This is a genomic window from Halomonas sp. I5-271120 (genome assembly GCF_030553075.1).
GTDB classification, from domain to species: Bacteria; Pseudomonadota; Gammaproteobacteria; order Pseudomonadales; family Halomonadaceae; genus Onishia; species Onishia taeanensis_A.
Genome location: NZ_CP130701.1, coordinates 1,183,511 through 1,210,491, shown reverse-complemented (window position 1 = coordinate 1,210,491; position 26,981 = coordinate 1,183,511). Strand labels below are relative to the sequence as shown.

22 protein-coding genes and 1 pseudogene are annotated in these 26,981 nt (G+C 65.8%); 14 read left to right on the top strand and 9 right to left on the bottom strand.

The window, feature by feature from the left end:
* Positions 1-30: 30 nt before the first annotated feature.
* From Q2K57_RS05325 to Q2K57_RS05315, 3 genes are read left to right on the top strand one after another with little or no spacing between them, the layout of a single operon-like run.
* A complete protein-coding gene (locus tag Q2K57_RS05325; RefSeq protein ID WP_112053827.1) occupies positions 31-1,611 on the top strand; it encodes a cytochrome ubiquinol oxidase subunit I in 1,581 nt (526 codons plus the stop codon).
* 3 nt (positions 1,612-1,614) lie between these two features.
* Positions 1,615-2,748, top strand: coding sequence for a cytochrome d ubiquinol oxidase subunit II (gene cydB / locus Q2K57_RS05320; RefSeq protein ID WP_112053826.1), 1,134 nt, complete (start codon positions 1,615-1,617; stop codon positions 2,746-2,748).
* A 16-nt stretch (positions 2,749-2,764) separates the two neighbouring features.
* Positions 2,765-2,959, top strand: coding sequence for a hypothetical protein (locus tag Q2K57_RS05315; protein ID WP_112053825.1), 195 nt, complete (start codon positions 2,765-2,767; stop codon positions 2,957-2,959).
* 142 nt (positions 2,960-3,101) lie between these two features.
* Here Q2K57_RS05315 and mnmC read toward each other — a convergent pair whose 3' ends face one another.
* Both mnmC and Q2K57_RS05305 read right to left on the bottom strand, forming a co-directional pair.
* A complete protein-coding gene (gene mnmC / locus Q2K57_RS05310) occupies positions 3,102-5,159 on the bottom strand; it encodes a bifunctional tRNA (5-methylaminomethyl-2-thiouridine)(34)-methyltransferase MnmD/FAD-dependent 5-carboxymethylaminomethyl-2-thiouridine(34) oxidoreductase MnmC (RefSeq protein WP_304526262.1) in 2,058 nt (685 codons plus the stop codon).
* Between the two features lie 302 nt (positions 5,160-5,461).
* Entirely contained in the window at positions 5,462-5,761 is a 300-nt protein-coding gene (locus tag Q2K57_RS05305; protein ID WP_092523101.1) for a YciI family protein, read from the bottom strand.
* A gap of 213 nt (positions 5,762-5,974) precedes the next feature.
* Between Q2K57_RS05305 and Q2K57_RS05300 the strand changes: the two genes are divergently transcribed.
* Positions 5,975-6,814 (top strand): PHP domain-containing protein, encoded by an 840-nt coding sequence (locus Q2K57_RS05300; protein ID WP_258395977.1) that lies wholly within the window; start codon positions 5,975-5,977, stop codon positions 6,812-6,814.
* Positions 6,815-6,856: 42 nt separating this feature from the next.
* Positions 6,857-7,480, top strand: coding sequence for an L-threonylcarbamoyladenylate synthase (locus Q2K57_RS05295; RefSeq protein WP_112053822.1), 624 nt, complete (start codon positions 6,857-6,859; stop codon positions 7,478-7,480).
* Positions 7,481-7,534: 54 nt separating this feature from the next.
* On the opposite strand, the gene Q2K57_RS05290 is transcribed toward Q2K57_RS05295, so the two are convergent.
* Both Q2K57_RS05290 and Q2K57_RS05285 read right to left on the bottom strand, forming a co-directional pair.
* The gene (locus tag Q2K57_RS05290; protein ID WP_304526261.1) at positions 7,535-8,497 is read right to left on the bottom strand and encodes an ion transporter; all 963 of its coding nucleotides are present in this window, start codon (positions 8,495-8,497) and stop codon (positions 7,535-7,537) included.
* Positions 8,498-8,596: 99 nt separating this feature from the next.
* Positions 8,597-9,475 carry a CYTH domain-containing protein gene (locus Q2K57_RS05285; protein WP_304526260.1) on the bottom strand — a complete coding sequence of 293 codons (879 nt, stop codon included), beginning with the start codon at positions 9,473-9,475 and terminating at the stop codon, positions 8,597-8,599.
* A gap of 103 nt (positions 9,476-9,578) precedes the next feature.
* On the opposite strand from Q2K57_RS05285, the gene Q2K57_RS05280 reads away from it, so the two are divergent.
* From Q2K57_RS05280 to glrR, 6 genes are all read left to right on the top strand, one after another.
* Positions 9,579-10,259 carry a TIGR00153 family protein gene (locus Q2K57_RS05280; protein WP_112053819.1) on the top strand — a complete coding sequence of 227 codons (681 nt, stop codon included), beginning with the start codon at positions 9,579-9,581 and terminating at the stop codon, positions 10,257-10,259.
* Positions 10,260-10,381: 122 nt separating this feature from the next.
* Complete coding sequence (locus tag Q2K57_RS05275; RefSeq protein ID WP_112053818.1) at positions 10,382-11,647, top strand: inorganic phosphate transporter; 1,266 nt, start codon at positions 10,382-10,384, stop codon at positions 11,645-11,647.
* A 190-nt stretch (positions 11,648-11,837) separates the two neighbouring features.
* Complete coding sequence (gene argA / locus Q2K57_RS05270) at positions 11,838-13,151, top strand: amino-acid N-acetyltransferase (protein ID WP_304526259.1); 1,314 nt, start codon at positions 11,838-11,840, stop codon at positions 13,149-13,151.
* 1,057 nt (positions 13,152-14,208) lie between these two features.
* Positions 14,209-15,729 (top strand): HAMP domain-containing sensor histidine kinase, encoded by a 1,521-nt coding sequence (locus tag Q2K57_RS05265; RefSeq protein WP_304526258.1) that lies wholly within the window; start codon positions 14,209-14,211, stop codon positions 15,727-15,729.
* 3 nt (positions 15,730-15,732) lie between these two features.
* Positions 15,733-16,290, top strand: coding sequence for a hypothetical protein (locus Q2K57_RS05260; protein WP_304526257.1), 558 nt, complete (start codon positions 15,733-15,735; stop codon positions 16,288-16,290).
* A gap of 157 nt (positions 16,291-16,447) precedes the next feature.
* Positions 16,448-17,740 carry a two-component system response regulator GlrR gene (glrR, locus tag Q2K57_RS05255; RefSeq protein ID WP_304526659.1) on the top strand — a complete coding sequence of 431 codons (1,293 nt, stop codon included), beginning with the start codon at positions 16,448-16,450 and terminating at the stop codon, positions 17,738-17,740.
* 198 nt (positions 17,741-17,938) lie between these two features.
* On the opposite strand, the pseudogene xseA reads toward glrR, so the two are convergent.
* The 5 genes and pseudogenes from xseA to Q2K57_RS05230 all read right to left on the bottom strand — a co-directional run.
* Positions 17,939-19,276 (bottom strand): annotated as a pseudogene (gene xseA / locus Q2K57_RS05250) (exodeoxyribonuclease VII large subunit); the annotation flags it as partial.
* Positions 19,277-19,424: 148 nt separating this feature from the next.
* The gene (locus Q2K57_RS05245) at positions 19,425-20,492 is read right to left on the bottom strand and encodes an AbrB family transcriptional regulator (protein ID WP_304526255.1); all 1,068 of its coding nucleotides are present in this window, start codon (positions 20,490-20,492) and stop codon (positions 19,425-19,427) included.
* A 131-nt stretch (positions 20,493-20,623) separates the two neighbouring features.
* Complete coding sequence (locus Q2K57_RS05240) at positions 20,624-22,138, bottom strand: tripartite tricarboxylate transporter permease (protein WP_304526254.1); 1,515 nt, start codon at positions 22,136-22,138, stop codon at positions 20,624-20,626.
* Between the two features lie 12 nt (positions 22,139-22,150).
* Positions 22,151-22,612 carry a tripartite tricarboxylate transporter TctB family protein gene (locus tag Q2K57_RS05235; RefSeq protein ID WP_304526253.1) on the bottom strand — a complete coding sequence of 154 codons (462 nt, stop codon included), beginning with the start codon at positions 22,610-22,612 and terminating at the stop codon, positions 22,151-22,153.
* A complete protein-coding gene (locus Q2K57_RS05230) occupies positions 22,609-23,589 on the bottom strand; it encodes a tripartite tricarboxylate transporter substrate binding protein (protein WP_304526252.1) in 981 nt (326 codons plus the stop codon). Before Q2K57_RS05230 ends, Q2K57_RS05235 begins: the two co-directional genes overlap by 4 nt.
* A 159-nt stretch (positions 23,590-23,748) precedes the next feature.
* Here Q2K57_RS05230 and Q2K57_RS05225 point away from each other — a divergent pair, with 159 nt between their 5' ends.
* Genes Q2K57_RS05225 through Q2K57_RS05215 form a run of 3 tightly spaced genes read left to right on the top strand, consistent with a single transcriptional unit; the run spans position 23,749 to position 26,929 of the window.
* Positions 23,749-24,441, top strand: a complete 693-nt coding sequence (locus Q2K57_RS05225) for a response regulator (RefSeq protein WP_304526251.1) — start codon at positions 23,749-23,751, stop codon at positions 24,439-24,441.
* Positions 24,438-25,877 (top strand): sensor histidine kinase, encoded by a 1,440-nt coding sequence (locus Q2K57_RS05220; RefSeq protein WP_304526250.1) that lies wholly within the window; start codon positions 24,438-24,440, stop codon positions 25,875-25,877. The genes Q2K57_RS05225 and Q2K57_RS05220 overlap by 4 nt, the downstream gene beginning before the upstream one ends.
* A complete protein-coding gene (locus tag Q2K57_RS05215; protein WP_304526249.1) occupies positions 25,874-26,929 on the top strand; it encodes an ABC transporter substrate-binding protein in 1,056 nt (351 codons plus the stop codon). The genes Q2K57_RS05220 and Q2K57_RS05215 overlap by 4 nt, the downstream gene beginning before the upstream one ends.
* Positions 26,930-26,981 lie beyond the last annotated feature (52 nt).

Here is a 26,981-nt window from a genome sequence, read left to right as displayed (position 1 = left end):
TCCGCAGGGATCATAGAGAGCACTTCCGCCATGCAAGAACTAGACACCGTCATCGAGTTGTCGCGGACTCAGTTCGCGGCGACGGCGTTGTACCATTATCTCTTCGTGCCACTCACGCTGGGCCTGTCGGTCCTGCTGGCGACGATGGAGACCATCTACGTCATCACCGGGCGCGATATCTATCGCCAGATGACTCACTTCTGGTCGAAGCTGTTCGCGATCAACTTCGCCCTGGGCGTGGCCACAGGGCTGACCATGGAGTTCGAGTTCGGCACCAACTGGTCGACCTACTCGCATTTCGTCGGCGACATCTTCGGTGCACCGCTGGCCATCGAGGGCCTGATGGCGTTCTTCCTCGAGTCGACCTTCGTCGGCCTGATGCTGTTCGGCTGGGGCAAGCTGTCGCGCGGCAAGCACCTGCTGGTGACCTACATGGTGGCGCTGGGATCCAACCTCTCGGCGCTGTGGATCCTGGTCGCCAACGGCTACATGCAGAATCCCACCGGCTCGGTGTTCAATCCCGACACCATGCGCATGGAGCTGACCAGCCTGCCTGACCTGATCTTCAGCCCCGAGGCGCAGGCCAAGTTCGTCCATACCAGCATCGCCGGCTACGTGACCGCAGCGATCTTCGTGGTGGGCATCAGCGCCTTCTACCTGCTGCGCCGCCGCCATATCGAGCTGGCCAAGCGCTCGTTCCGGGTCGCCGCGCTGTTCGGCGTGTTCGCTACCGTCGGCGTGATCTCGCTGGGCGACGCCCTGGGCTTCATCAACGGCAACGCCCAGCCCACCAAGCTGGCTGCCATGGAAGGGCTGTGGGAGACCGCCGAGGCGCCGGCCGGCTTCAATCTGATCGCCTGGCCCAACCAGGAGGAGCGGCGCAACGACTTCGAGCTGCAGGTGCCCTACCTGCTCACCCCGCTGGTCACCCACACCTTCGACGAGTCGATTCCCGGCGTAAGCGACCTGGAAGCCGATGCCGAGGCGAAGATCCGCGACGGTATCCCGGCGCTGACCGCGCTGAAGACCCTGCGCGAAAACCCGGATGATGCCGATGCGCGCGCGACCTTCGACGCCCATCAGGACAACCTGGGCTACGCGCTGCTGGTTCAGCGCTACGCCGAGGATGTCTCGCAGGCTACCGATGCGCAGATCGCTCAGGCGGCGGCGGATACCATCCCGCCAGTGGCGCCGGTGTTCTGGTCGTTCCGCGTCATGGTAGTGACGGCCTTCTTGATGATGGCCTTCCTGATCCTCGCGGTCATCTACTCGCTGCGCGGCACCCTGCATCGCAATAACTGGTTCCTGCGCCTGGCGCCGTGGATGATTCCGGTGCCGTTCATCGCCAACGAGGCCGGCTGGATAGTCGCCGAACTGGGGCGCCAGCCGTGGACGGTCTACGGTCAACTGCCGACCTGGTTGTCCGCCTCCACCCACAGCGTCGGTTACATGATCTTCTCGCTGGTCGGCTTCGTCCTGCTCTACACCCTGTTCATCGTTATCGAGATGTTCCTGATGGTGAAATTCATTCGCCTGGGGCCGAGCGAAGACAATCTCGAGTCGCCTGCCGAACCGACCCAACGTCATTCATCCCAGTGGAGCGAGGCCTAAGCCATGGATCCGTACATACTACTCAAAGTGACCTGGTGGGTGCTGCTGGGCGTGCTGTTGATCGGCCTGGCGGTGATGGTCGGCATGGACATGGGCGTCGGCGCTGCGCTGCGCTACCTGGGACGCACCGACGGCGAGCGCCGCGCGGTGATCAACATGATCGCCCCGCACTGGGACGGCAATCAGGTGTGGTTCGTCCTCGGCGGCGGCGCGGTGTTCGCCGCCTGGCCGACCATCTATGCCACCGCCTTCTCGGGGCTCTACGTGGTCATGCTGGTGCTGCTGTGGTCGATGATCGTGCGTCCGCTGGGCTTCGAGTACCGCAGCAAGCTGCCCAGCGATCGCTGGCGCGGTGCCTGGGACTGGATGCTGTTCGTCTCAGGCGCGGTACCGATGATCGTCTTCGGCGCGGCGATGGGCAACATGCTCGAAGGCGTACCGTTCCACTTCTCCTGGAACATGATCTCCTACTACACCGGTAGCTTCATCACCCTGTTCAACCCCTTCGCCGTGCTGTGCGGGGTGATGTCGCTGGCGCTGGCGCTCTACCAGGGCGGGGCGATGGTGATGAACCGAGGCACCGGGGTGATTCGCGAGCGCGCCTGCCGACTGGTCACGGTCGCCGGTCTGACGGCTCTGGCGGTGTTCACTATCTGTGGCATCTGGGTGTCGATGATGCACGGCTACGAGATCACCGCGGGTGGCGATCCCGCCGGCCCGGCATTGCCGCTCAACAAGACGGTGGAAACCGCATCCGGTGCCTGGCTCGCCAACTACATGGCGCATCCGGCACTGTGGCTGGTCCCGGCGGCGGTCTACCTGGCCGTGCTGGGCGGCATCGCCTCGGCGCGTGCCGGCCTGTCGCATCTGGCCTGGTGGCTGGGCGCGCTGGCCTGGGCTGCCACCCTGGTCACGCTGGGCGCGGCGATGTTCCCGTTCCTGATGCCGTCGTCCAGCGAGCCCAGCCACAGCCTGACCGTGTGGGACGCCTCCTCGAGCCTGGGTACGTTGGGCTGGATGCTGGCCTTCACCGTGGTCTTCATCCCGATCATCGTCATCTACACCAGCTGGGCCTTCTGGGTGATGCGCGGCAAGGTGACGCCGGAATCGATCGCCCACGACGAACACGCCTACTGATTGCGGAGCGCGCACCATGAAACATGTCCTGATCTTTCTCTTCTGGCTGCTCGTCGCCGTGGTGGCGATCGCCCTGACTATCGTGCTGGGCGAGCGCGGCGCCTGGTACTTCGCCTGGGTGCTGGGCACGGTGATGATCGTGCTGATCGCCGCGGCGGGTACGGCGATCATCGATGCCCGTTACGATGAGCATCGCGACGACCAGTACTGAACGATACCTCGTTCACCCTGTTCTCCGACGCCCTGGCTATTGCCGGGGCGTCGGCGTTTCGGGCCAGGGACTTCCGGTTTTGATCACGCTGCTGACGCGCCTGCATGGGGTTGAATGAGGCTGAAGGGCCCTGTCTGATCCATCAACCGTTCGTTTGTCCCTTGATCAGCTCGCTGATCAGCCGCCGACCCGGATGCAGGTGGTCGGCCAGGGTGCGCTCTACTGGCAGCGGCTCATCACAGATTCGTGAGGCGATCACCTCGGCGCACAGCGGGGCGCTGGCAAGCCCGCGGGAGCCATGCGCGGCGCTGATCCACAGCCCCGGGTGATGGGCGCCGGGCATGTCGGGGATGCGTCTGGCGTCCTTGGCTAGCGTCGAGTAGGCCTCGCGCCAGTGCGCGGCGTCCGGCACCGGGCCTGCGTAGGGCGTCTTGTCGGGGCTCGCCGCGCGGATCGCCACCCGGCCTTCAAGATGATCAGGCGTCAGGTCGACGCCGGCCTTTCTGAGGGCGGCGGTGAAGTGCGGCAGGCTCGCCTCCAGCTCGGCAAGGTTCGCCGCATGATCGGTGTCGCGCAGCGCCGTGTCGGTGTCATGGGGCGCGAAGGTGGCGCCGAAGCTCAGAATTTCGTCCGTCGCCGGGGGCACATAGCCCCCGGCGCAGACCACCCGCGAGAGCGTGGGTACCTCAGCGCCCTGGGGCAGCCTGACGGCACTGACCTGGCCGCGGATCGGCTGCAGCGGCAGCGCGGCGGTTTGAGCGAAATGGTTGGCCAGCGCCGCCGTGGCCACCACCACCTGATCGGCGACGAGGGGTTCGCCATCCTTGAAGCTCAGCGTCCAGCCGCCTTCATGTGTCACGGGATTAGCCCCTGGAATGAGTTCGGTGACCTCGCCTCGGTGCAGGGTGATGCCCGGTGTGGCGGCAAGGCGGGCGCACAACAGATCCGGCCGTACCCAGCCGGCGCCCGCATAGTCGAGCCCCGGCGAGTCGATGGCCACTCCGGATCGCGCGCTGGCTTCCTCGGCGTCCACGCCTGTCACGACTTGCGTTGGCAGCGCATGGTTGGCCAGAAAGCGCGCCTGGCGCTTGGCTTCCCGCTCGCTGGTCGCCAGCTGCAGCACGCCGCAGTCGTCCCAGATGGTGTGCTCGGGGTCCAGGGTCGCCAGCCAGCGCCGGCTGTACAGGAGCCCAGAGAGATACATGCGGCTCTGGGCATTGGTCTCGGCGGCGAGCTTCACGTAGAGCGCGCCCTGGCGGTTACCCGAGCCGCCGGCGCCGGGGGCTTCGCGCTCGATCAGGGTCACCGCCACGCCGCGTCGCGCCAGGGCCTCGGCGACCGTGGTGCCGGCGAGCCCGGCGCCGATCACCGCGACATGCCGTGCGGGCTTCGTTGTGGGCGGCGTGAACCAGGGGGTGCTGGGTCGCGGGTGATGGTGGGGTGGCGTTTCAATTTCGCCGGCGAGCATCTCGCGCTTGCGTCCGTGTCCTGGCACCTTGCGCCAGGCGAAGCCCGCCGCCTTGAGGCCGCGCTTGACCACGCCGGCGCAGGTGAAAGTGGCAAAGGTGGCGCCCGGCCGGCTGGCACGGGCCATGGCGGTAAAGAGCGCGGGCTGCCACATCTCCGGGTTCTTGGACGGCGCAAAGCCATCCAGGAACCAGGCATCGACCCGGCCATCGAGCTGGCCAAGCCGCTCGGCGCTGTCGCCGAAGTGCAGATCCAGGATCACCCGCTCACTAAGGCGCAGCCGGTGCACCCCGGCCACCGGCGCCGGCCATTGGGCCGTGAGGCAGGCGGCCTTGTCGTGAAATTCTGGCCAGGCGGTCAGCGCCCGCTCGAGATCGTCCCGGGTCATCGGGAAGCGCTCGGTAGACACCAGATGCAGCCGCGCCGTGGCCGGGGCGTGGCGTTCGAAGGCGGCCCAGGCACACAGCATGTTGAGCCCGGTACCGAAGCCGGTCTCGCCGATCACGAAGGGCCGCGGCCCCTGCCAGGCCGCCAAACGCTCGGGCAGGCGGTTGGCGTTGATGAAGACGTGCTCTGTCTCGGCGCGGCCGTCGTGGCGCGAGAAGTAGACATCATCGAAAGCGCTGGAGTGGGGCGCCTCGCTGTCGTTGTCGTCCCGAGGCCAATCGAGGTGCGCGACCTCAAGGGCGGCCAGGGCAGGCAGGGGCGCGGGGCGTTCGTCGGCGGCACTCAAGGCAGGGCTCCGGAAATCGGCAGGGTTAAAGAGGTACGGCTGATCGGGGTACGGCTGATCGAGACGGGGTCGGTCAGGGTAGCGTCGCTCTGGACGGTGTTGGCCCGAACAGGATTGACCTGGACAGCGTTGATCTGCGCAGAATTGATCAGAAAATGACCAGTTTCGCCAACCGGGCGTCTTGGCTGGCTTATGGCAAGGCGTCCGCGGGCTTTCAACAAACTTTTCCACAGCCACTGTGCAAAACTGGCTGTGGAAAAGCGCTTGTGAAAAAGGCGGCGGCGGGCCGTCTCAGGCGCCGCTCAGGGCAGCACTTTCTTGAAAGGCTTAACGGTCACCTTGGCATAGACGCCGGCGATCACGTAGGGATCGGCGTCGGCCCAGGCCTGGGCGGTGGGCAGGTCTTCGAATTCGGCGACCACCAGGCTGCCGCTGAAGCCGGCGTCGCCCGGGGTCTCGGCATCAACGGCCGGATGCGGGCCGGCCAGCACCAGGCGGCCTTCATCGCGCAGCTTCTCGAGGCGGGCCAGGTGGTCGGGACGGGCGGCCATGCGCCATTCGAGGCTATTCTTCACATCTTCACTGATGATGGCGTAGAGCATCGCAGTTTCCTTCGATGGGTGAGGCAGGAAGGCGCCGACGCACCTGAAATTGACCGCAACCGGCGCGGCGCGCACCATGGTAGTCCTATTCTGACAAAGTCGCCTGCCGGCGTCATGCCGATGAACGAGACTCACGTGTCACCTGCCACACCCGCTGCTCCCGCCACCCAGGCGGATACTTCTCTCGCCGATGCCCAGGGCATCGACTTTCACATGCACTCTACCGCGTCCGACGGTGCTCTCTCGCCCGCCGCGCTGATGTCGCTGTGCCGCGAGCGCGGCCTCACCAGGCTGTCGCTCACCGATCATGACACCCTGGATGGCGTTGCCGAGGCGCAAGAGGCCGCCGATGCGCTGGGCATGACGCTGCTGCCGGGGCTCGAGCTGTCGTCTCAATGGCAGGGCATGAACATTCATGTGGTGGGCCTGCTGCCCCAGGGGGCACAGGGCAGCCTGGTCGCCGGTCTCGAGGCGCAGGCTAAGGCGCGAGTGACCCGCGGTGAAGAGATCGCCCGGCGCATGGAGAAGCTGGGGCTTCACGACGCCCTGGCCAAGGCGCGAGCTCAGGCCGGCAGCGATCGCCCGCTGGGGCGCCCGGACTTCGCCCGCGCGATGGTCGCCGATGGCCTGGTCAAGGACATGGGCACGGCCTTCAAGAAGTATCTGGGCAGCGGCAAGCGAGGTGACGTCAAGGCCGGCTGGCCGTACCTGTCCGAGGTGGTCGAGTGGATCAATGATGCCGGCGGCGTGGCGGTGCTGGCGCATCCGCTGCGCTACGGGCTGACCCGGCGCAAGCGCGGTCTGCTGCTGGATGCCTTCACCGCCGCCGGCGGCGAGGCCTGCGAGCTGGTCAGCGGCTTCCAGAACGCCGATGTGACCCGCGACCTGGCGCGCCAGCTCGACGAGCGGGGCCTGTATGGCTCGCTGGGCAGCGACTTCCACTTTCCCGGCGGGCCGGTGGCCCCGGGCAGCATGAGCCCGGTGCCGCGCACCGCGCTGCGCCCTGTCTGGCAGCACCCTCGTCTGGCGGCGATTCTTGATCAGGCGGCCTGACCTGCGGTTTATCATCACGGATCACGCAACTCAGGAGCGAGCATGACGCAATTCTTCCAGCTGCACCCCGAAAATCCCCAGAAGCGCCTGATCGACCAGGCGACCGAGATCATCCGCAAGGGCGGCGTGGTGGCCTATCCCACCGACTCCGGCTATGCACTGGGTTGCCACCTGGGCGACAAGAAGGCCATCGAGAAGATCAAGTGGCTGCGCTCGCTGGATGACAAGCACAACTTCACGCTGGTGTGCTCGGACCTGTCCACGATCGGCACCTACGCCAAGGTCGACAATGCGGTATTTCGGCTGCTGAAGACTCACACGCCGGGGGCCTACACCTTCATCCTCAACGCCACCAGCGAGGTGCCGCGGTTGCTGCTGCATCCCAAACGCCGCTCGATCGGTGTGCGGGTGCCGGATCATCGCATCACCCATGCGCTGCTCGAGGCGCTCGGCGAGCCGATGATGAGCGTGACCCTGATCCCGGTCGGCGAGGAACTGCCGATGACCGATGCCGAGGAAATCCGCGAGCGCTTCGGAGCGCACCTGGACCTGGTCATCGACGGTGGCGCCTGCCACCTGGAGCCGACCAGCGTGATCGACCTGCGCGACCTGCCGCCGGTGATCCTGCGTGAAGGGCGTGGCGATCTGGCACCCTTCCAGGTCTGAACCGCTTGCCGGGGCGACGCCAGCGCTGGTGTCGCCCCGGCTGTCCCGCGAGCCTTATTCCTTCTCAGAGCCCTTATCCGGGGCCTTCTCTGTGTCCTGTTCGTCGTCCTCCTCTTTCGCTCGCTCTTCCTCTTCTTCTCGCTCGGCTTCTTCGCGATGCTCGGCCTCGCGTGGGTCTTCGGTGTTTTCGTCGAGCCAGGTCCCGCATTTCATACAATACTTGGCTTTTTCTTCGTGACGGTCGTAGCCGCAGCCCGGGCAGGCTTCATCGGAGTAACGGTCGGCGCGAATCGAGCGAATCACTTCGGCCGAGAACACCCCGGTGGGAATGGCGATGATCGAGTAGCCCATCAGCATTACCGTCATCGAGATGAACTGCCCCAGCGGGGTGGTGGGCGTGATGTCGCCATAGCCGACCGTGGTCAGGGTGACGATGCCCCAGTAGATGGATTTGGGAATGCTGGTAAAGCCGGCCTCGGGTGGCTCGATCATGTAGACCAGTGAGCCGAAGATGGTCACCAGCATAAACACCGTGAACAGGAACAGCAGGATCTGATGCGAGCTGCGCTTGAGCGCCTCGATCAACAGCCGGCCCTCGCCGACGAACTGCATCAGCCTGAGCACCCTGAAGATGCGCAACACCCGCAGCAGACGGATCACCACCAGCGAATGCGCGCCGGGAAGCAACAGCACCAGCCAGGTGGGCAGAATCGATATGAGATCGATGATGCCGTAGAAGCTTCTCAGGTAGCGGGCCGGCCGCTCCAGACAGTACAGGCGAACCAGCAGCTCCAGGGTGAAAAGCCCGGTGAAGCCCCACTCCAGTGCCTTGAAAAACCGGCCATAGGCGGCGTGATAGGCCGGCACGCTGTCGAGCAGCACTACCGTGACGCTAGCCAGGATCAGGCCGATCAGGACGATATCGAAGCCCTTGGCCAGCCGGGTATCCGATTCGAAGATGACCTGAAAGATCCGGGTGCGCAGCCCTTCACCGGCCGGTTTGAGAGTAGGGAACAAGGGACCTCCCGATCCTTTAGTATAAGAGCGGTCCTGGGGACGCAGCGCACCGGGCGCCGGTTGACTTCAGGTCCGCGCGTCCGTCAGGCCCATGTGTCATCAGGCTGGGGCATAGAGGGCGCGCGCCAGCGCCAGGGCCGCCTGGCCGAAGGCCACATCGAGCCAGGCATCGTCTTCCGGTGCCTGATGGCTCAGAGCCGCGAGCAGGGTGGCGGCCGGGCCCGTCAGGCGATCATCGCCCAGGGCGACCAGCCGGTCCAGCGACCGGCGGGCCTCGTCCTTGAAATGGCTGTCCTGACTGTCGGCCAGGGCATCCAGCGCCAGGATGGTGTGCTCGTATAGCGCTGCCGGATCGTCATCGGCTGCCGGGAGCGACCACCGGCCTTCGCCCAGTGACGCGCCGCGGGCGGCCTTGCTGGCCGTAGCGGGGCGCAGCGGCACCGAGGCGGCGAACTCTTCGGCCAGCGCCCACAGGGCCGCGGGGTCACCGTCCTTGAGTTCGAGTTCCAGTTCGCGAATCGTCGCCCGGCGTCCGTCCGCGCGCACCTCGCCATCATCCAGCGCCACCTCGATGCGGCCCTGCTCGCCGTCGACGATCCAGGTGCGGCGGGCGAAGTCGGTAGCGAAGCGCGGTGCCAGAGCGGCGAGTGTCTCGTCGCCTAGCGCCTGCATGGGCGCCAGCGTCTTGAGCCCGTCGAGGTCCAGCCGGTTCTCGTCAATCGGCCACTCCCATTCGCCACGTACCGAGAGCCCGCCCTGGCCGTTGCCGGTGGTCTTCAGGGTCTGCACCCGGCCCTTGCCGGTATTGCGGATACGCAGGGCCACCCGTGCGGCTTCCAGGGCGCCGTCCGGGGTGTCGTAGTAGGTGTTGGCAAGCGTGCGGTCTTCGGCCGGGAGCGCCGCCAGGCGAGGATGGCGACGCAGTCGCTCGGGGCCTTCTGGCGGTAGCGCGAGCTTGAGTTCAATTTCCTGGCTCATGGCCGATGCTTCCTATATGACAAATTGGTGAATTCTTTATGACGTCGGTCGGTGCCACCACTATAATGTCCGCGCCATTTCCAACGCGAATCGCTTACCTATCATGGTGACATCTAATCCGTTTTCGGCGATCTTCGGTCGCTCGCCCTTCCAGCCGCTGCTTTTGCATATCGTCAAGGTCAGCGAGTGCGCCGACGAGCTGCTGCCGTTCTTCGAGTCCACCCTGAGCGGTGACTGGGAGGCGGCAGAACGCCATCGTGGCGCCATCACCCGCATCGAGCACGAGGCCGATGAGCTCAAGACCGAGCTGCGCCTGAACCTGCCCAATACCATGTTCCTGCCGGTCTCTCGCTCGGACCTGTTGGACCTGATCAGCGTGCAGGACAAGATCGCCAACAAGGCCCGCGACATCACCGGCATCATGCTCGGCCGCCAGATGCAGGTGCCCGAGTCGCTGGCGCCGACGATGCGCGACTACCTGCGCACCTCGGTGGCCGCCGTGTCCCAGGCCCGCAAGGCCCTCGGAGAGCTCAAGGACCTGCTCGAGTCCGGGTTCGGCAGCAACGTCGCCGATGTCATGCAGAACCTGATCCGCGAGCTTCACGCCCTCGAGCACCAGGCCGACGACCAGCAGGTGGCCATTCGTCGCCAGCTGTTTCAGCTCGAGAGCGAGCTGCCGCCGGTCGACGTGATCTTCCTCTACAAGATCATCGACTGGGTCGGCGAGCTCTCCGACGGTGCCGAGCGCGTGGGCAGCCGTCTGCAGGTGCTGACCGCCCGCTGATTCACTCTCTCGAACCCTCCGCCCCACGACCACGGTGAGTGCCCTCTGACGCACTCGCCAAGGACAGGCGCATCGAGGCGTGTCTCGGCGGACTTTCAGTCATCCCTAAGGATGTAGCTCTTATGTCGATCATTGCGCAACACGGCGACATCTTCATTATTTTGGCCTGTGTCTTCGGCTTCTTCATGGCCTGGGGCGTAGGGGCCAACGACGTGGCCAACGCCATGGGCACCTCGGTGGGCTCGCGGGCCATTACCATCAAGCAGGCGATCTTCATCGCCGTGATCTTCGAGTTTCTAGGCGCCTGGCTCGCCGGCGGCCAGGTCACCGAAACCATCCGCAAGGGCATCATCGACCCGGCGCTGCTCGAGAGTGATCCCCAACTGCTGGTCTACGGCATGCTGGCCTCCTTGCTGGCGGCCGGGACCTGGCTGCTGGTGGCCTCGATGCGCGGCTGGCCGGTGTCGACCACCCATTCCATCGTCGGTGCCATCGTCGGCTTCGCGATGGCTGGCCTCGGCCTGGATGCCGTCGGCTGGGCCAAGGTCGGCCAGATCGCCGCCAGCTGGGTGGTCTCGCCGCTGATGTCGGGCTCGATCGCCTTCATGTTGTTCAAATCCGTGCAGCATCTGATCTTCGAGAACCGCGACCCGTTCGCCGCGGCCAAGCGCTACGTGCCGATGTACGTGTTCCTGGTCGGCTTCATCGTCGCCATGGTGACGCTGACCAAGGGTCTCAAGCACGTCGGTCTCGATCTCAGCTTTGGCGTCAGCCTTGCCTACGCGGTGCTGATCGGCCTCGCCGTGATGGCGCTGGGCGGCTTGCTCGAGCGTCGCGTCAGCCGCAACCGCTCGGCGGATGATGCCTTCGGTTTCGGCGGCGTCGAGCGGGTGTTCGCCGTGCTGATGCTGTTCACCGCCTGTGCCATGGCCTTCGCCCACGGCTCCAACGATGTTGCCAACGCCGTCGGCCCGCTGGCCGCGGTCATCAGCGTGGTCTATAGCCACGGCGACGTCGGCGGCGCGTCGATGGTGCCCTGGTGGGTGCTGGTGCTGGGCGGCGGCGGCATCGTGGTCGGCCTGGTTACCTATGGCCACAAGGTCATCGCCACCGTCGGCACCGGCATCACCGAGCTGACGCCGAGCCGCGGCTTTGCCGCCACCCTGGCGGCCGCCACCACCGTGGTGCTGGCGTCGGGTACCGGCCTGCCGATCTCGACCACCCATACCCTGGTCGGCGCGGTGCTTGGTGTGGGCTTGGCTCGCGGCATGGCGGCACTCAACCTGCGTGTGATCGGCACCATCGTCATGTCATGGCTGATCACCCTGCCGGCCGGCGCCTTCCTGGCGATCATGTTCTTCTTCATGTTCAAGGGCATGTTCGGCTAAGCAGGGCCAGGTACTGAGCCAGGCACTTAGTTAGTCAGGTACGGAGCTCGCTACCTGCACACGACGCTGTCGGGCGTATCTCGAGAATGGCGGCACCGCGAGGCGGTGCCGCCTTTTTTCGCCCTCTGTTATAGTCATGGCTGGTGGGCATGCTGCCCGATTTCACCCTCTAGCTGCCGGAGTGCGGCCCTTGAATACGCGCTTTCCCTTCGTCGATTGGTTTCGTCAGTCATCGCCCTACATCAACGCCCACCGAGGACGAACCTTCGTGGTGCTGATCGAAGGCGAGGCGATGGCGGCGGGTCACAGCGAATCGCTGATTCAGGACCTGGCGCTGCTGCATACCCTGGGCGTGCGGCTGGTGCTGGTGTTCGGCATTCGCCCCCAGGTCAATGCGGCGCTGGTCGATGAGGGCATCACGCCGCGGCGCGAGGAGGGCCGCTGGGTGGCGGATGACGCCATCATGGCGCGGGTCGAGCGCATCGCCGCCGAGCAGCGGCTGTGGTTCGAGGCGCGGCTGTCGCTGGGGCTGCCCAATACGCCGCTGCACGGCATCGAGCTGACGGCGGTCTCCGGCAACCTGGTAATGGCCAAGCCGCTCGGCGTGCGCAACGGCCTCGACTTCGCCCGTAGCGGCGAGGTGAGACGGGTTCGTGCCGAGGCGATCGACGCGCTGCTCGATCAGGGCTCGCTGGTGGTGTTGCCACCGCTCGGCTTCTCGAGCACTGGCGAGGTGTTCGATCTGGACGCCGCCGAAGTCGCTCAGCAGGCGGCGGTGGCACTGGGTGCCGACAAGCTGGTGCTGCTCGGCGAAGCCGAGGGCCTGCATGACGCAAGCGGTGCCCTGCAGCGCCAGCTGACCCCGGCCGAGGCCGAGCCGCTGATGCACGAGGCGGCGCCCGGCAGCGAGCTTTCCCGTCACCTGGCGGCGGCCTGTGCCGCGGCCCGCCATGGCGTGGCGCGCACTCATCTTTTGTCCTGGCATGACAACGACGCCCTGCTCGGCGAGCTGTTCACCCGCGACGGCGTGGGCACCATGATTACTCAGCATCGCTACGAGCAGCTGCGCGACGCCGAGCTAGGCGACGTCGGCGGCCTGCTCGAGCTGCTCGAACCCCTGGAGCGTCGCGGCATGCTGGTGCCGCGTTCCCGGGAGCGCCTCGAGCACGAGATCGAGGACTACCTAGTCATCGAGCGCGATGGCATGATCATCGGCTGTGCTGCCCTGCATGAGTATCCGGACGCCCGCATGGGCGAGCTGGCCTGCGTGGCGGTGCATGGCGATTACCGGGGCGGCAATCGCGGCGAGCGGCTGCTGGCTGATGCCGAACGTCGCGCCCGGCGCCGGGGGCTGTCGGCGATGTTCGCGCTGACCACGCATACCGCCCACTGGTTCATCGAAAAGGGCTTCGGACTCGCCGATATCGACGATCTGCCGCCGCTCAAACGCGATGCCTACAACCATGCCCGCAAGTCGAAGATCCTGCTCAAGATCCTGAACTGATCACGGGCGGCGTCCCGCTTTAGGCCGCCGCCTGCGCGTTACCTTCCTGCCACGCTGCGCATGCTTCTCTCTTGAGTGCCATGTTGTGAGTCTGTCACGAGTGTCCGTTCTATGAGTCCTGTGCGTGAGCCCGTGATATAAGCCCGTGATATGAGTCCGTGGTATGCCCTCCGCCGCGTGAGTGTCGCCGTCAGCGACACTGGGAGCGGCGAATGTCGCCAAAAGAATACATGGTAACTGTCTGATTTTTAAAGAATTTTATTTTTTCTTCGATATAGCGTCGCCAATTGGAGACGAAAACTATGGATCGCGGGCGCCTTTTCGCCCCCTGTGAGCGTCATTGGCCAGATTGGCACAGGCTGGTGTTTTTTAAGCCGTTGAAAATAAAGAGATTGAAAAGTTTCTGGCACGCTCCTCGCTATATATTCAGTGAGCAAGCAAGGGATTCGGTTCATCACGGCTCGAACCGTTTCCTGGCCGGCCTGACAGGGCGCATTTACTACCCTGTGCATGTCACCCGATCGGGTCGGTCCGCGTCTGCTCCACGCGATGTGTGATTGATGTAGCGATGAGACGGGTACCGCCGACAGGCAAGGAACGGTACCGCTACGGGCAAGGATGCTCTCGGCAAGGATGCCTCGCCCCCTCGGGGGCTGAATCCGGCGGCGACGCGCAAGCGGCGCTGCAACCTGAACGAAGAGGGGATACGTCCCCACACATGACGGCCAGCTTCTGGTGAGTGTCGATCCCGTCGTGTGACTTCGGGGCTTAGGCCCAGAAAGAATGTCGACCAGTCCGGCCAGACGCGTCTGCTCCCCCGACATTGTTTCACCTGAAGTTCCCTGCGTATTGGGCCGGCTCTGCCGGCCCTCTTTTTTTGCCTATTCCTTGGCGTGGCTCGGCGTGTCCAAGCCGTGACCATGCTCACGACCTGGTCCATGTGTCCGGTCAGGTCCGGTATGCCGTGAAAGGTCGCGGTCGTTCCCGGCAACTCTGGTATCCTGCAGTGGTAAGCCCCATGACATCGTCCCAACTCCTTCTGCAAAGAACCCTTGTCATGACCACTCAGGTCTCGCGCCGCTGGCGCCCACGTTCCCTGCTGCAACTGGTACTGCTGGCCTTTCTGGTGGTGATGCTGCCGCTGGGCATCTTGATGTTCCAGGCCGGCCAGGCGCTCTCCGAACTGACCCGGCTCGCTGATGACAGCGCTCGGCAGGCGGTCGAAGAAACCCGTCGCGCCCGGGCACTGTCGTCGCTTGCCGTGGAGATGGAGCGCAGCGCCCGCCAATATGCGGTGCTGGAGGAGCCCGGCTTGCGCGAGATCTATACTCAGCGAGCCGACGAATTCGAGGCGATGCTGGCCAGGCAGCGGTTATTGATGCCCGATAACCCTGACGCTCAGGCGCTGGCCAAACGCATCGATAGCCTCAAGGCCCTGCTCGATGCCCCGGTGGCCGATATCCAATCCCGGCTCGACGAGTTCGTGCCCTTCGCCCAGCGCACCGAGGCCGTGCGCCAGGCTACCAACCGGCACATCGACGCGCGCATCGAACGTATTCGCGAACAGGCCGGCGGTGTGCAGACCCGCCTGTGGGTGCAGACCACGGCGCTGGTCTCAGCGAGCCTGGTGCTGATGTTGCTGTTCACTTGGCTGATCATTCGCCCGATTCGCCAGCTCGAACGGCGCATTCTGAGCCTCGGTAGCGCCGGTCAGCCTGCGCCCTCGAAGGGGCTTCAGGGACCGGCGGAGCTGGTGCAGCTCGACAAGCGGCTCGATTGGCTGTCGGCACGGCTGGGGGAGCTGGAGGCCCAGAAGCGCCAGTTCCTGCGCCACATGTCCCACGAACTCAAGACGCCGCTGGCAAGCGTCAGGGAAGGCACGGCGCTGCTTTCCGATGGGGTGGCCGGCGAGCTGACCTCGCGCCAGCACGAGATCCTCGAACTGATCGAGGCCAGCGGCGAGGAACTTCAGCGTCTCATCGAACAGCTGCTCGACTACAATTTGCTTCAGCACCATGCCGAGGTCAGCGTCGATCATTTCGATGTCACCACGCTGATCAAGGAATTGCTGGCCAAGCACCAGCTGGCTCTGGATGCCAAGGGCATGCAGCTTAAGTGGCGCGACCGGCCGCTGGCCTGGCAGGCCGACCGCACCGCCACCGGGCGCATTCTCGATAACCTTTTGTCCAATGCCATTGCCTATGGCGAAGATGGCGGACTGCTTGAACTGCGTGCCCAGCAGCGCGGCGACCTGCTACTGCTGGAAGTCGCCAACAGCGGCGATGAGATTGGCGCCGAGGACCGCGAGCGGCTCTTCGATCCCTTCTACCAGGGGCGTGCCCGGCGCAAGGGGCCGCTCAAGGGCTCAGGGATCGGCCTGTCGGTGGCCGCCGACTGTGCCAAGGCCCAGCAGGGGCACCTGGAACTGGTCGACGATGCTCGCCTGGCGGTGTGCTTCCGCCTGACCTTGCCCTGGCAGGCCTGCAATGCGCAGGGCGCGAATCAGCAGGACACGAATACGATAATGATGCCGTCATCGCAGCACCGGGCGGCAGACGCAGACGCAAGGAACTCATAACCCATGCTGTACCGCACCCTGACGGGGCTGGTCGCCGTTTCGCTGCTGGCAGGATGCCAGTGGCTGCCGGCGCAGACGTCCTCCACGCCACCGACGCTGACGGAACTGCCCGCCGACTGCCAGGACGAGTGGCCTAGCCTGACCGTCAACGCCTGCCAGACCGAGGCCTGGGTGGCCTTCGGGCTCGCCTCCCAGCGCGGCGATCGTGCCTGGCGTGACCGCCAGCTGGCGCGCCTCGACAGCCACGATACCCGTGAGCGCCTGGTCCGCGCCGTGGTGCTTTCCTGGGGCAGCGAGAGCGAATGGAATCAGGCCTCAGAACTCTACAAGGCCGACCTGGCCAAGGCGCCGACCGAGCTGCAGCCGCTGCTGCGTTACTGGCTCAACGAGCTCGAAGGGCGCCGCGCCATGACCGGAAAGCTGGCCGAGCAGCGCCAGGCGAATCAGGTACTGGCCGACGAGAACACCGCTCAGGCCGAGCAGCTGGACGAGATGGCCGACAAGCTCGAGGCCCTGAGCGATATCGAGCAAAGCATAAACCTGCGACAGCAGGCCCCCTGAGGCGTGATGCGCCGGGCGCCTGGCCAGGCTTCGTCTGAATAGAAGGGAGATCACCGTGAAAGACGCCGCGCAACTGACCGGCGCCCTCAAGGGCAGCAAACCCATCGCCCATATCCTGCTGGTCGACGACGACGCCAGCCTGCTCAGGCTGTTGGGCATGCGGCTGGAAAGCCGTGGCTTTCGCGTCACCACCGCTGACAGCGGACGCATGGCGCTGGATCGCCTGGCCATCGAGCGCCCGGATCTGGTGCTCTCGGACCTGCGCATGGACGAGATGGACGGCCTGGCGCTGTTTCAGGAAATCCAGCGCCAAGCCCCGGGCCTGCCGGTGATCATCCTTACCGCCCATGGTTCGATCCCCGATGCGGTGAGCGCCACCCGCCAGGGGGTATTCAGCTTCCTGACCAAGCCCGTCGACCGCGACGAGCTGTTCACGGCGATCGACGAAGCGCTGCTCCAGGCGCCGGCCGCAGGCGACGGTGACGACGCCTGGCGTTCGGCGATCATCACCCGCAGCCCGCAGATGGAGCGCATCCTCGACCAGGCACGCATGGTCGCCGGCGCCGATGTCAGCGTGCTGGTCAGTGGCCCCTCGGGCTCGGGCAAGGAACTGCTGGCGCGCGCCCTGCATGACGCCAGCCCCCGCGCCGACAAGCCGTTCGTCGCCATCAACTGTGGCGCTCTGCCCGAACAGTTGTTGGAAAGCGAGCTCTTCGGCCACGCCAAGGGAGCGTTCACCGGCGCGATCAGTCAGCATGAAGGGCTCTTCCAGGCCGCCGATGGCGGCAGCCTGTTCCTCGACGAAATCGGCGATATGCCGCTCTCTCTGCAGGTGAAACTGCTGCGCGTGCTGCAGGAGCGTCAGGTCCGGCCGCTGGGCTCGACCGCCTCGGTGTCTGTTGATGTGCGCATCATCTCGGCCACCCACCGCGACCTGGACCGCGCCATGCAAGAGGGCGACTTCCGGGAGGATCTTTACTACCGCCTGAACGTGGTCAATCTGCGCCTGCCGCCGCTCAAGGAGCGCGCCGAGGACGTGCCGCTGCTGGCCAAGCACCTGGTCAGCCAGGCCGCCGCCCGCCACAAGCCGTTCGTGAAGGGCTTCTCCACCGAGGCGCTGAACCTGCTGGCCTCGTCGGCCTGGCCCGGCAACGTGCGCCAGTTGGTCAATGTGGTCGAGCAATGCGTGGCGCTGACCAGTGCGCCGATCATTCCCGAAGCACTGGTGGCCCAGGCGCTGGTGGCCGAGGAAAATGCGCTGCCGTCGTTCAATGACGCCCGCGCGAGCTTCGAGCGGGGCTATCTGATCAAGGTGCTGAAGATCACCGAAGGCAACGTCACCCAGGCCGCGCGCATCGCCGGGCGCAACCGCACCGACTTCTACAAGCTGCTGGGCCGCCACGAACTCGAACCCAGCAGCTTCAAGGCCGTGGCCAAGAGTGATGGCTGAATAGCTCGGCGACTTTGTCACAGCGCGCCTGCCACCAAACGCCTGCTACAAAACACCTTCCACAAGACGCCTGCCGGGGCGATGGCCGCAGCGAGGAATGAGGGGCGCAATGCCTGACTAGTCGGTCTCGTCCTGGTGTTCCGGCCCCGTGGTCTGGTCTGGGGCCTGTGCCTGGGTCCGGTCCGGGGCCGGCGCTGCCTTGAAGCGCCGCTTCACTTCCACCTTGAGTCTTCCTTCGCCCAGCCGGGCGGTCAGCTGCTGACCGGGCTGGGTATCCTGACTGCGCCGGATCACCCGGCCCTCATCATCCGAAAGAATCGAGTAGCCCCGCCCGAGCACCGCAAGCGGACTGACCGCCTGCAGTTCCCGTGCCAGCGACGACAGCCGTTGGCGGTGTTCCGCGAGTTGGCGGGGCAGGGTGGCCTTGAGCCGGCTGTCGGCCTGAGCGAGGCGCTGACGGGCACTATCCAATTGCTGGCGAGGGTCGAAGGCGTTCAGGCGGGCGCCGGCGTGGCGTTCGCGGGTGCGGGCCTCGAAGAGTCGTGACTGCATGGCGCGCTGTAGGCGCCCCTCGAGTTGGCCAAGATGCGCGCGCTGCTGAGCGAGCCGCTCACCGGGGTGACGCAGCCGCGCGCGCAGGTGATCCAGACGCTGGGTCTCGGCGTCCAGCCGGCTGCGCTGGGCGCGGGCGAGGCGAGCAAGAGCGCTGTCCAGGCGCTGACGCAGCGCCGCCTGGTCCGGTACCAGCCGTTCCGCCGCTGCCGAAGGCGTCGGGGCTCGGGCATCGGCGGCGAAGTCGGAAAGGGTGACATCAGTTTCGTGGCCCACCGCCGAGAGCACCGGCAGCCGGGAATGAAAGATCGCCCGGGCCAGGTGCTCGTCGTTGAAGGCCCAGAGGTCCTCGAGGCTGCCGCCGCCGCGCGTCACCAGGATGGCGTCACGATCCGGGTCGAAGCGCGAGTCGCGGTTGGCCAGCGCCAGGGCACGGATCATCGCTGGCGCGGCCTCCTTGCCCTGTACCGGCACCGGCAGCACGCTGACGCGGGAAAGCGGCCAGCGTGCGGCAAGCACCGCCAATACATCGCGGATCGCCGCGCCGGTCGGTGAGGTCAGCACCAGCAGATGTCGCGGCGGGTAGGGCAGCGGGCGCGCATTGGCGAACACGCCCTCGGCGCCGAGCTGATGCTTCAAGCGCTCGAAGGCCGCCAGCAGGTCACCCTGGCCCGTCGGCTGCACGGCTTCCACGATCATCTGATAATCGCCCCGGGGCTCGAAGATCGACACCTTGCCGCGCAGGCGCACCCGGTCGCCGTCGTTCAGCGGTGTGCCCACGAAGCGCCCGCGGTTGCGAAACAGCGCGCACTTCAGCTGGGCGCGCTCGTCCTTCAAGGTGAAATAGACGTGCCCCGAGGCCGGCCGCGCCACATTGGAAAGCTCGCCCTCGACCCAGCAATCGCCGAAGTCGCGCTCCAGCATCAGCCGGGCGCGTCGGTTGAGTTCGCTGACTGAAAAGGTCGGTGTATCGGCCTGGGTCATGGCGGCGGCATCCTTGATCGAAACGCCGCTCAGCCTAACATGCCGCCGGCCGTTGGCTCTTACTATGCCGCTGGCGCTTTAGGGGCTAAACGCCAGTCGCTAAACGTCAGTCGCTAAGGCTCAGTTGCTAAGGCTCAGTTGATAAGCCCTAGGTGCTCAGCCGGCGTCCGGCACTCAGCAGCAGCGGTAGACAAAGCACCAGTAGGCTGATGCGCAGCAGGTGGTGGGCGGTGACGAAGGCCGGGTCGATGCCCAGCGACAGCGCCACCAGGCTTAGCTCTGGGGCGCCGCCGGGCATGTAGGCGAGCAGGGCGGCGGCAATTGAGGTGCCGGTCAAAAGCTGTGCGCCCCAGGCGGCGAGGCCTGCGATCACCACCAGCCCCAGTGCCTGAATAATCCCCATCGCCAGGGTGTGGCCGACCGCGGCAAGCGAGGTGCCGGTAAAGCGCACCCCCACCGACACGCCGATCAGCACCTGGGCCAGGGCGATCAGGGTTGGTGGCACCGAAGCATCGCTCACCCCGGAAAGGTGCAGGGCCGCCGAGGCCAACGCCGGGCCAAAGAGCAGAGCGCTAGGCAGTCGCAATAGTTTGCCCAGCCAGGCGCCGGCAAGCCCCGCCGCGACGAGCCAGGCGGTATCCATCGCATTCGGCAGCCACAGCCAATGAGCGATATCCGTACGATTCTCCGGCATGCTGACATGGCCAAACAGCGGCAGCGCCAGCGGGATGGCCAGCAGCAGGATCAGGATGCGCACCGCGTGGGTCATGCCGACCACCCGCAGGTCGGCACCGGATTCCAGCGCCATCAGGGTGACCGTCGATACGCCACCTGGCACCCCGGCATAGAGAGACGTTTCCAGCGAATAGCCGGCGACCTTCCGCGAGAACCACACCGAGAACGCCATCATCACCGCTGTTGCCAGCAGCATGATGGCGAGGCTCGCGCTCCAGGCCGCCACATCGATGTTGAGCCCCTGATGAAAGGCCGAGCCCAGCATCACCCCGATCACCACCAGCACTCCCTTGCGCCCGCGCCCGGGTGAGCGCAGCCGTGATCCGCCAAGGCTGGCGATGGTGGTCGCGATCATCGCGCCCAGCAGCCAGGGCAGCGGCAGGCTTAGCCGGAAGGCGATGGCGCCGCCGGCAAGCCCCAGGCCAAGTGTTGGCAGAAAACGGCCCAGGGCGGCTAAACGGGAGGTGAGGGTGTTATTCAAGCGGCGGAGACCTCCTGTCATGTGTTCGGGCCTCGCAAGGATAGGCGAGGCCCGATGAAACGCGAGCGATGAACCAGGATGACGATGTTCTAGGATAACGATGTTTTAGGATAACGATGAGCCGGGAGGACTCAGTCTTGCTGGGTTTTCTCGCGCGGCTTTTTGGACAACAGCTTGGGCACTAGCCAGGGCAGTACCAGCAGCGCCGCCGCGGCGATCCACAGGCCCAGCGAAATACCGGATTGCCAAAGGATATCGACATCGCCGCCGCTGATCGACAGCGCCCGACGCAGGTTCTGCTCCATCAGCCCGCCCAGCACATAGCCGAGAATGACCGGCGCCAGCGAGAATCCCAGCTTGCGCAGCAGATAGCCAAACACACCGATAATCAGCATCAGGTAGATGGCGGTCAGGTCCGAGTGCAGCTGATAGACGCCGACGAAGGCCAGGATGGCGATGGCCGGTACCAGCACCCAGCGGGGGATGGTCAGCACTCGGGCGAACACCCCGGCCAGCGGCAGGTTGAGGGCCAGCAGCACGATGTTACCGATATACAGTGAGGCGATCAGGCCACCGGCCACTTCGGGACGTTCCGTGAACATCATCGGCCCCGGGGTGATGTTGTAGAGCATCAGCGCGCCGAGCAGCACGGCGGTGGTGCCGGAGCCCGGGATGCCCAGCGTCAGCATCGGCACGAAGGAGCCTGCCGCCGAGGCGTTGTTGGCCGCCTCCGGGGCCGCCAGGCCGCGCATGTCGCCGTGGCCGAAGGTGCCGTTCTTGTCGGAAAGTCGCTTCTCGGTCGTATAGGCTACCGCACCCGCCACCGAAGCGCCGGTCCCCGGCAGCACGCCGATGATGAAGCCGAGCACCCCTGAACGCCACATGGCGCCCTTACAGTAGAGCACTTCCTTGAGGGTAACGAAGACGCGACCCAGCGGCGGCATCTCGTCGTCGACGTCCTTTCGATTGGCATGTTCGAGCATCAGCAGGATCTCGCTGATCGCGAATAGCCCGATGATCATCACCACGAAATCGATGCCGTCGTAGAGCTCAGGCATGCCGAAGGTGTAGCGCATCACGCCGGTGCCGGAGTCCACGCCCACGGTGGCCAGCAATACGCCCAGCACTGCACCGATGGCGGTCTTGACCGGGTCCTTGCCCATCATTACCGACATCGACGAGAAGGCGAATACCATCAGTGCGAAGAACTCGGCGGGGCCGAACATCACCGCCACTTCGGCGAGCAGCGGCGCGAACAGCGTCAGGCCGATGATGGCGATGGTCGCGCCGACGAAGGAACTGACCGCCGAGAGGCCCAGTGCCGGGCCGGCAAGCCCTTTCTTGGCCAGAGGGTGGCCGTCGAGCGTGGTCATTACCGCGCCGGCATCGCCTGGCACGTTGAGCAGGATGCTCGACATGCGGCCGCCATACTCGGAGCCGGTGTAGATGCCGGCCAGCAGAATCAGTGCGGACTCGGCCGGCAGGCCCAGGGTATAGGCCAGCGGCATCAGGATAGCGATACCGTTGATCGGCCCGATGCCCGGCAGCGCCCCGAAGAGGGTGCCGAGCAGCGCGCCGAGGAAGGCCAGGCCCAGGTTGAGGGGCGTGAGCGCCACGCCAAAGCCATCGATCAGGAAGTCAAACATGGTGGCATTTCTCTAGGTGATAGCGGCAAGCCAGGTGCCGGTGGGCAGGGCGATACCCAGGCCCTCGGTGAACAGCACATAGCTGCACGCCGACATCAGCACCCCGGTAATCAAGGCCTTGATCCAGGTGGCATCGAATAGTCGCGCCAGGGCGGCGACCACCATCAGCGAGGTGGGCACGAAGCCTAGGCGGGTGAACAGCATGGCGTAGGCCAGCAGCAGCCCCAGTACCAGCAGCAGCCGGATCGACAGCGCGCGGTTCGGCCAATGGCCATCGGCGCCGGGTTTGAAAATCAACACCAGCGACAGGCCGGCAAGCAGAATGGAAAGACCCAGGGGGAAGGCCCGTGGGCCCACGGGCTCATAGCTGAAGGGGACTTCCAACTGAATGGCCTGGACGGCGACGAACGCCGCCAGGCCGATCAGGACAATCCCCAACAGCCGGTCGGCGACCGGCTTTTGGAGATGGCTCATTTCAGTCCCACTTCCTCGGCCAGGGTCTTGAAGCCGGCGACCTGGTCCTTCACGTAGTTGTCGAAGTCATCACCGAAGAGCGACATCGGGAAGAGGCCGCGGGCTTCACGCAGCTTGGCGAACTCATCGTTGCCGGCCAGGGTCTGCATGCGCTGGGTCCACTCTTCATAGGCGGCGTCGCTGACTTCCGGGCCCATGTAGTAGCCGCGCCAGATCGGCCACTGGACGTCGTAGCCCTGCTCGGCGGCGGTGGGAATCTCGGCATAGGGCCCGCCCATGCGTTCTTCGGACAGGGCCGCCAGCACGCGAATCTTGCCGCTGTCGAGCTGTGACTTGAGCTCGGAGAGATCGCCGGTGAAGACCTGAATGTGGTCGCCAAGCAGAGCCGCCAGCGCCTCACCGCCGCCTTCGAAGGCCACGTAGCGCAGGTCGCGCGGGTCGATGTCACCGGATTTGGCGGTCAGAGCGGCCTTCATCCAATCCTGGCTGCCTACGGTGCCGCCGGCGCCGAAGGCGATCTCGCCCGGGTTGTCCTTAAGATCGGCCATCAGTTCGTCAAGCGATTGCCAGGGGGAGTCGGCGTTGACCACGATGGCGCCATAGTCGACCCCAAGTGCGCCCAGCCAGCGAACCTCGTCGGCGTCGTACTGGCCGAACTTGCCCAGCGCCAGGTTGACGGCGGCGCCGGTGCTGGCCGCGACGATCAGGTTCGGATCATCGGTGCGCACGCCGTTGACGTGGTTGTAGGCCACAGCCCCGATGCCGCCGGGCATGTAGGTCACCATCATCGGCTCATCGATCAGCCCCGTTTCCAGCAGGCCATTGGCGGCCAGTCGGCAGGTGAGGTCGTAGCCGCCGCCGGGCTTGGCCGGGGCGATGCATTCGCTTTCGCCGGCGGCCTGCGCCTGGCCCGCGAGCAGTGCGCTGCCCAGCAGGGCGATGCCTGAGGCGTGGCGGATGGCTGTATTGATCTTCATGGCGATCTCCTGTTCTCTTGTTATGAGCGGCCGATTCTTAGCCGCCGGCCCTCTTTATTAGTGATGGCCACCTTGTTTAGTGATGGCCAGAGCGATGCTATGCCTGCCACCTTTCATCAACCTGTCACTTTCCCTGCCACCCCCTGAGACATTGGTCGTATGCGCCTGCTGGTCATCGAGGACGATCCGCTGATCGCCCGCTCCCTGGAACACGCCCTGCAGCCGCTGGGCAACACGGTTGAGGTGTTCCGCACCTACGCCGAGGCTCAGGCCGCGCTGGCCCATGATCGCTTCGATCTGATCCTGCTCGACCTTGGCCTGCCCGATGGCGACGGCCTGGACCTGTTGGCGGCCCTGCGCGATCGGGGCGACACCACCCCGGTGCTGATTCTCACCGCCCGGGACGGCGTCGATGACCGGGTCAGCGGGCTGGATCTTGGCGCCGATGACTATCTGGCCAAGCCGTTCTCGCTCGCCGAGCTCGAGGCCCGGGTGCGGGCTCTGCTGCGGCGCAGCCAGCAGCGCAGCGACAACCGGCTACGTTTCTCGCGGCTTTCCTTCGATCCGGCGAGCGGCACCGCCGCCCTGGACGACACGCCCCTGGCGCTGCCGCGCCGTGAACTGCTGTTGCTGGAGGGGCTCTTGCTGCATGCCGGCAGCATTGCCCCGCGAGAAACCCTCGAGCGTCGGCTGTTCGGTTTCGATGAGGTCGGCTCCAATGCGATCGAGGTCTATGTCAGCCGGCTGCGCAAGCGCCTGCAGAACTCAGGCCTGAAGATCCGCACCTTTCGCGGTCTGGGCTATCGCCTGGAGGAAGATCTGGAGCAAGGCCGAAAGGAAGGACCGGCGTGATCGAGGTGACCGGCTCGCTAAAGAGGCGGCTGGCGGTGTGGCTGCTGTTGACCGTGACCGGTCTTGGGGCGCTGCTGATGATCGAGGCCTGGTTGAGCACCCACCGGGCCGCCGAGCGCGCCTTCGACAGCCAGCTCGAGGCCGCCGCCCTGACCATTGCCGAGGCCGTGCAGTGGCAGGCCGGCGAACCGCTGGTGGAAATGCCGGCGGCGGCGCTGCAGATCCTGGCGACTCATCACCAGGAGCGAGTCTTCTATGCGGTGCTCGATGCCGATGGCAAGCCGGTCTCCACCAACATGTCGTTTACTATCGAGCCTGAGTGGCGCGAGCGAGTGGCCGACGCCCCCTGGGCACTGACGACCGATTTCGATGGCACCTCCTGGCGGCTTTACGGCCGTGAGTACGACTCGGCGGGCTGGGTTTCTCAGGAACCGGTACAGGTCTGGGTCGGGCATACCCGAGTCGGGCGCCAGGCGCTCGGCGATGAGCTCTTCGAGCGCACCCTTTCCCGCTTCCTGGCCATGGTGCTGCTGGCGGGCATCCTGATGGCGATGGCCCTGCGGGTGGCGCTGGGCCCCATGCGCCGGCTGCGTCGCCAGCTTCGTCACCGGGATGCCGACGACATGGGCCCGCTGGATGCCCGGGTGCCGGAGGAAATGCGCGAACTGGCGCAGACGCTGGATCACCTTTTCGCCCGCCAGCGCCACAGCCGCGAGGCGCTGCTGCGCTTCACCGCCGATGCCAGCCACCAGCTCAAGACGCCGTTGGCCGGACTCAAGAGCACCAGTGAGCTGGCGCTCAAGAGCCAAGACCCCGCCGATTGGCAGGCCGCGCTGCTGGCGGTGCACGACGGGGCCGACCGCACCAGCCGCCTGGCGAGCCAGCTGTTGAGCCTGGCCCGGCTGCGGCATATCGGTGAGGCGGGCAGGGTCGCCCCGCTGGATATCGTCGCCGTGCTGCGCGAATGCGTGCTCGACTGGGCAGGGCGCGAGGTGGCGCGTGACCATGATCTTGGCCTCGCCGAGATGCCCAGTGGGCCGCTCTGGGTGCGCGCCGACGGCTGGGCGATTCGCGAGCTGCTGGGAAACCTGATCGATAACGCCCTGCGCTACACCAAGGCAGGCAGCGAGATCACCCTGGGGCTTTGCCAATACAGGGAGACGGTGAGTCTTTATGTCGAGGACAATGGCCCCGGCGTGCCCTTTGAGGCCCGCGAGCGGCTGTTGCAGCCCTTCGAGCGCGGCGGCCGCCAGGATACCGAAGGCTCCGGGCTGGGCCTTGCCATCGTCGATTCCATCGCCCGCCGGCTGGGCGGGCGGCTGTCGTTGAGCGAGCGCAGCCCCCATGGCCTGATCGTGACCCTGGACTTGCCGCTGTGCGACCCCGACGCTCACCCTGCTTCCGACCCGGACGCGACAAGAGAGACGCCGTCATGACCCTGTACCGCCGCCGTTTCACCTGGATGCTGCTAGTGACGCTCTGCGCGCTGGTCTTGTCCGCTCGCGCCCAGGCGACGCCGTTGGTCATCGAAGCGGCGCTGGATCATGACGTCGTCGCGCCTCTGCTCGAGGCCTTTCGCAGCGCGCATCCCGAGATCGACCTTGAATTCCATGACCGCTCGACGCTCACCGTCGATGCGCTGGTCAGCGAGGCCGACCCCGCGCCGGACGTGGTCATCAGCTCGGCGATGCCCTGGCAGATGGCCCGCGTCAACGAGGGCTACGCGCAGCGGCTGGATTCCCCGGCGGCGCGGAGCTGGCCGGCTTGGGCTAAGTGGCGCAACGAGGTATTCGGCTTCACCTTCGAACCCATCGTCATGGCCTACCGGCTCGACCTGTCGAAGCATATGATGCCGCCCCAGACGCATGCCGACCTGCATACCCTGCTGACCACCGAAACGGCGCAGCTGCAGGGCAAAGTGACCACCTACTCACCGCTTAAGAGCGGCGTCGGCTTCTCGCTGTTCCAGCAGGATGCCCGCTATACGCCGCGCTTCTGGGACCTGGTCGCCGGCATGGGGCGGGTGAATGCCCAGCTAGAATGCAACACCCGGGCCATGCTCGAGGGCCTGAGCGACGGGCGCTACTGGCTCGGCTATAACCTGCTGGGCTCCTACGCGATGGTTTGGGCGCAGGAGCATCCCGAGGTGATCGTGCAGGTGCCCCAGGACTATTCGTTGGTGATGATGCGCATGGCCTTCATCCACCGCGACGCCCCGCATCCGGCAGCGGCCGCCGCCTTCGTCGATTTCCTGCTCGGCCGGGAAGGCCAGCGGGTGCTGGCCGGCCAGACCCCGCTGTTCAGCGTCCGGCCCGACATCGTCGGCCCCTACACGGCGGCCCGGCTGCGCGATCAGGTGGGCGATCGTCTCTACCCGATTCCTCTCAATGCCTCGCTGCTAGCGTTCGTCGACCCTCAGCGCCGCGATGCCTTCCTGGCGCGCTGGCGCCGCGAGTTCGAACGCCCACGGCCGGCAGCCGACGAGTAGGTTTTCATCCAGCACTTCGATTGATGGAAGGGCGGGCTCGGCGTTATAATGG

Bases quoted from the DNA above. Each gene is read 5' to 3' on its own strand.
- Q2K57_RS05325 (WP_112053827.1), top strand. From the start codon at position 31: ATGCAAGAACTAGACACCGTCATCGAGTTGTCGCGGACTCAGTTCGCG.
- cydB (WP_112053826.1), top strand. From the start codon at position 1,615: ATGGATCCGTACATACTACTCAAAGTGACCTGGTGGGTGCTGCTGGGC.
- Q2K57_RS05315 (WP_112053825.1), top strand. From the start codon at position 2,765: ATGAAACATGTCCTGATCTTTCTCTTCTGGCTGCTCGTCGCCGTGGTG.
- Q2K57_RS05305 (WP_092523101.1), bottom strand. From the start codon at position 5,761: ATGCTCTACGCCATCATCAGTGAAGATGTGAAGAATAGCCTCGAATGG.
- Q2K57_RS05300 (WP_258395977.1), top strand. From the start codon at position 5,975: ATGCACTCTACCGCGTCCGACGGTGCTCTCTCGCCCGCCGCGCTGATG.
- Q2K57_RS05295 (WP_112053822.1), top strand. From the start codon at position 6,857: ATGACGCAATTCTTCCAGCTGCACCCCGAAAATCCCCAGAAGCGCCTG.
- Q2K57_RS05285 (WP_304526260.1), bottom strand. From the start codon at position 9,475: ATGAGCCAGGAAATTGAACTCAAGCTCGCGCTACCGCCAGAAGGCCCC.
- Q2K57_RS05280 (WP_112053819.1), top strand. From the start codon at position 9,579: ATGGTGACATCTAATCCGTTTTCGGCGATCTTCGGTCGCTCGCCCTTC.
- Q2K57_RS05275 (WP_112053818.1), top strand. From the start codon at position 10,382: ATGTCGATCATTGCGCAACACGGCGACATCTTCATTATTTTGGCCTGT.
- Q2K57_RS05265 (WP_304526258.1), top strand. From the start codon at position 14,209: ATGACCACTCAGGTCTCGCGCCGCTGGCGCCCACGTTCCCTGCTGCAA.
- Q2K57_RS05260 (WP_304526257.1), top strand. From the start codon at position 15,733: ATGCTGTACCGCACCCTGACGGGGCTGGTCGCCGTTTCGCTGCTGGCA.
- glrR (WP_304526659.1), top strand. From the start codon at position 16,448: ATGCGGCTGGAAAGCCGTGGCTTTCGCGTCACCACCGCTGACAGCGGA.
- Q2K57_RS05240 (WP_304526254.1), bottom strand. From the start codon at position 22,138: ATGTTTGACTTCCTGATCGATGGCTTTGGCGTGGCGCTCACGCCCCTC.
- Q2K57_RS05235 (WP_304526253.1), bottom strand. From the start codon at position 22,612: ATGAGCCATCTCCAAAAGCCGGTCGCCGACCGGCTGTTGGGGATTGTC.
- Q2K57_RS05230 (WP_304526252.1), bottom strand. From the start codon at position 23,589: ATGAAGATCAATACAGCCATCCGCCACGCCTCAGGCATCGCCCTGCTG.
- Q2K57_RS05225 (WP_304526251.1), top strand. From the start codon at position 23,749: ATGCGCCTGCTGGTCATCGAGGACGATCCGCTGATCGCCCGCTCCCTG.
- Q2K57_RS05215 (WP_304526249.1), top strand. From the start codon at position 25,874: ATGACCCTGTACCGCCGCCGTTTCACCTGGATGCTGCTAGTGACGCTC.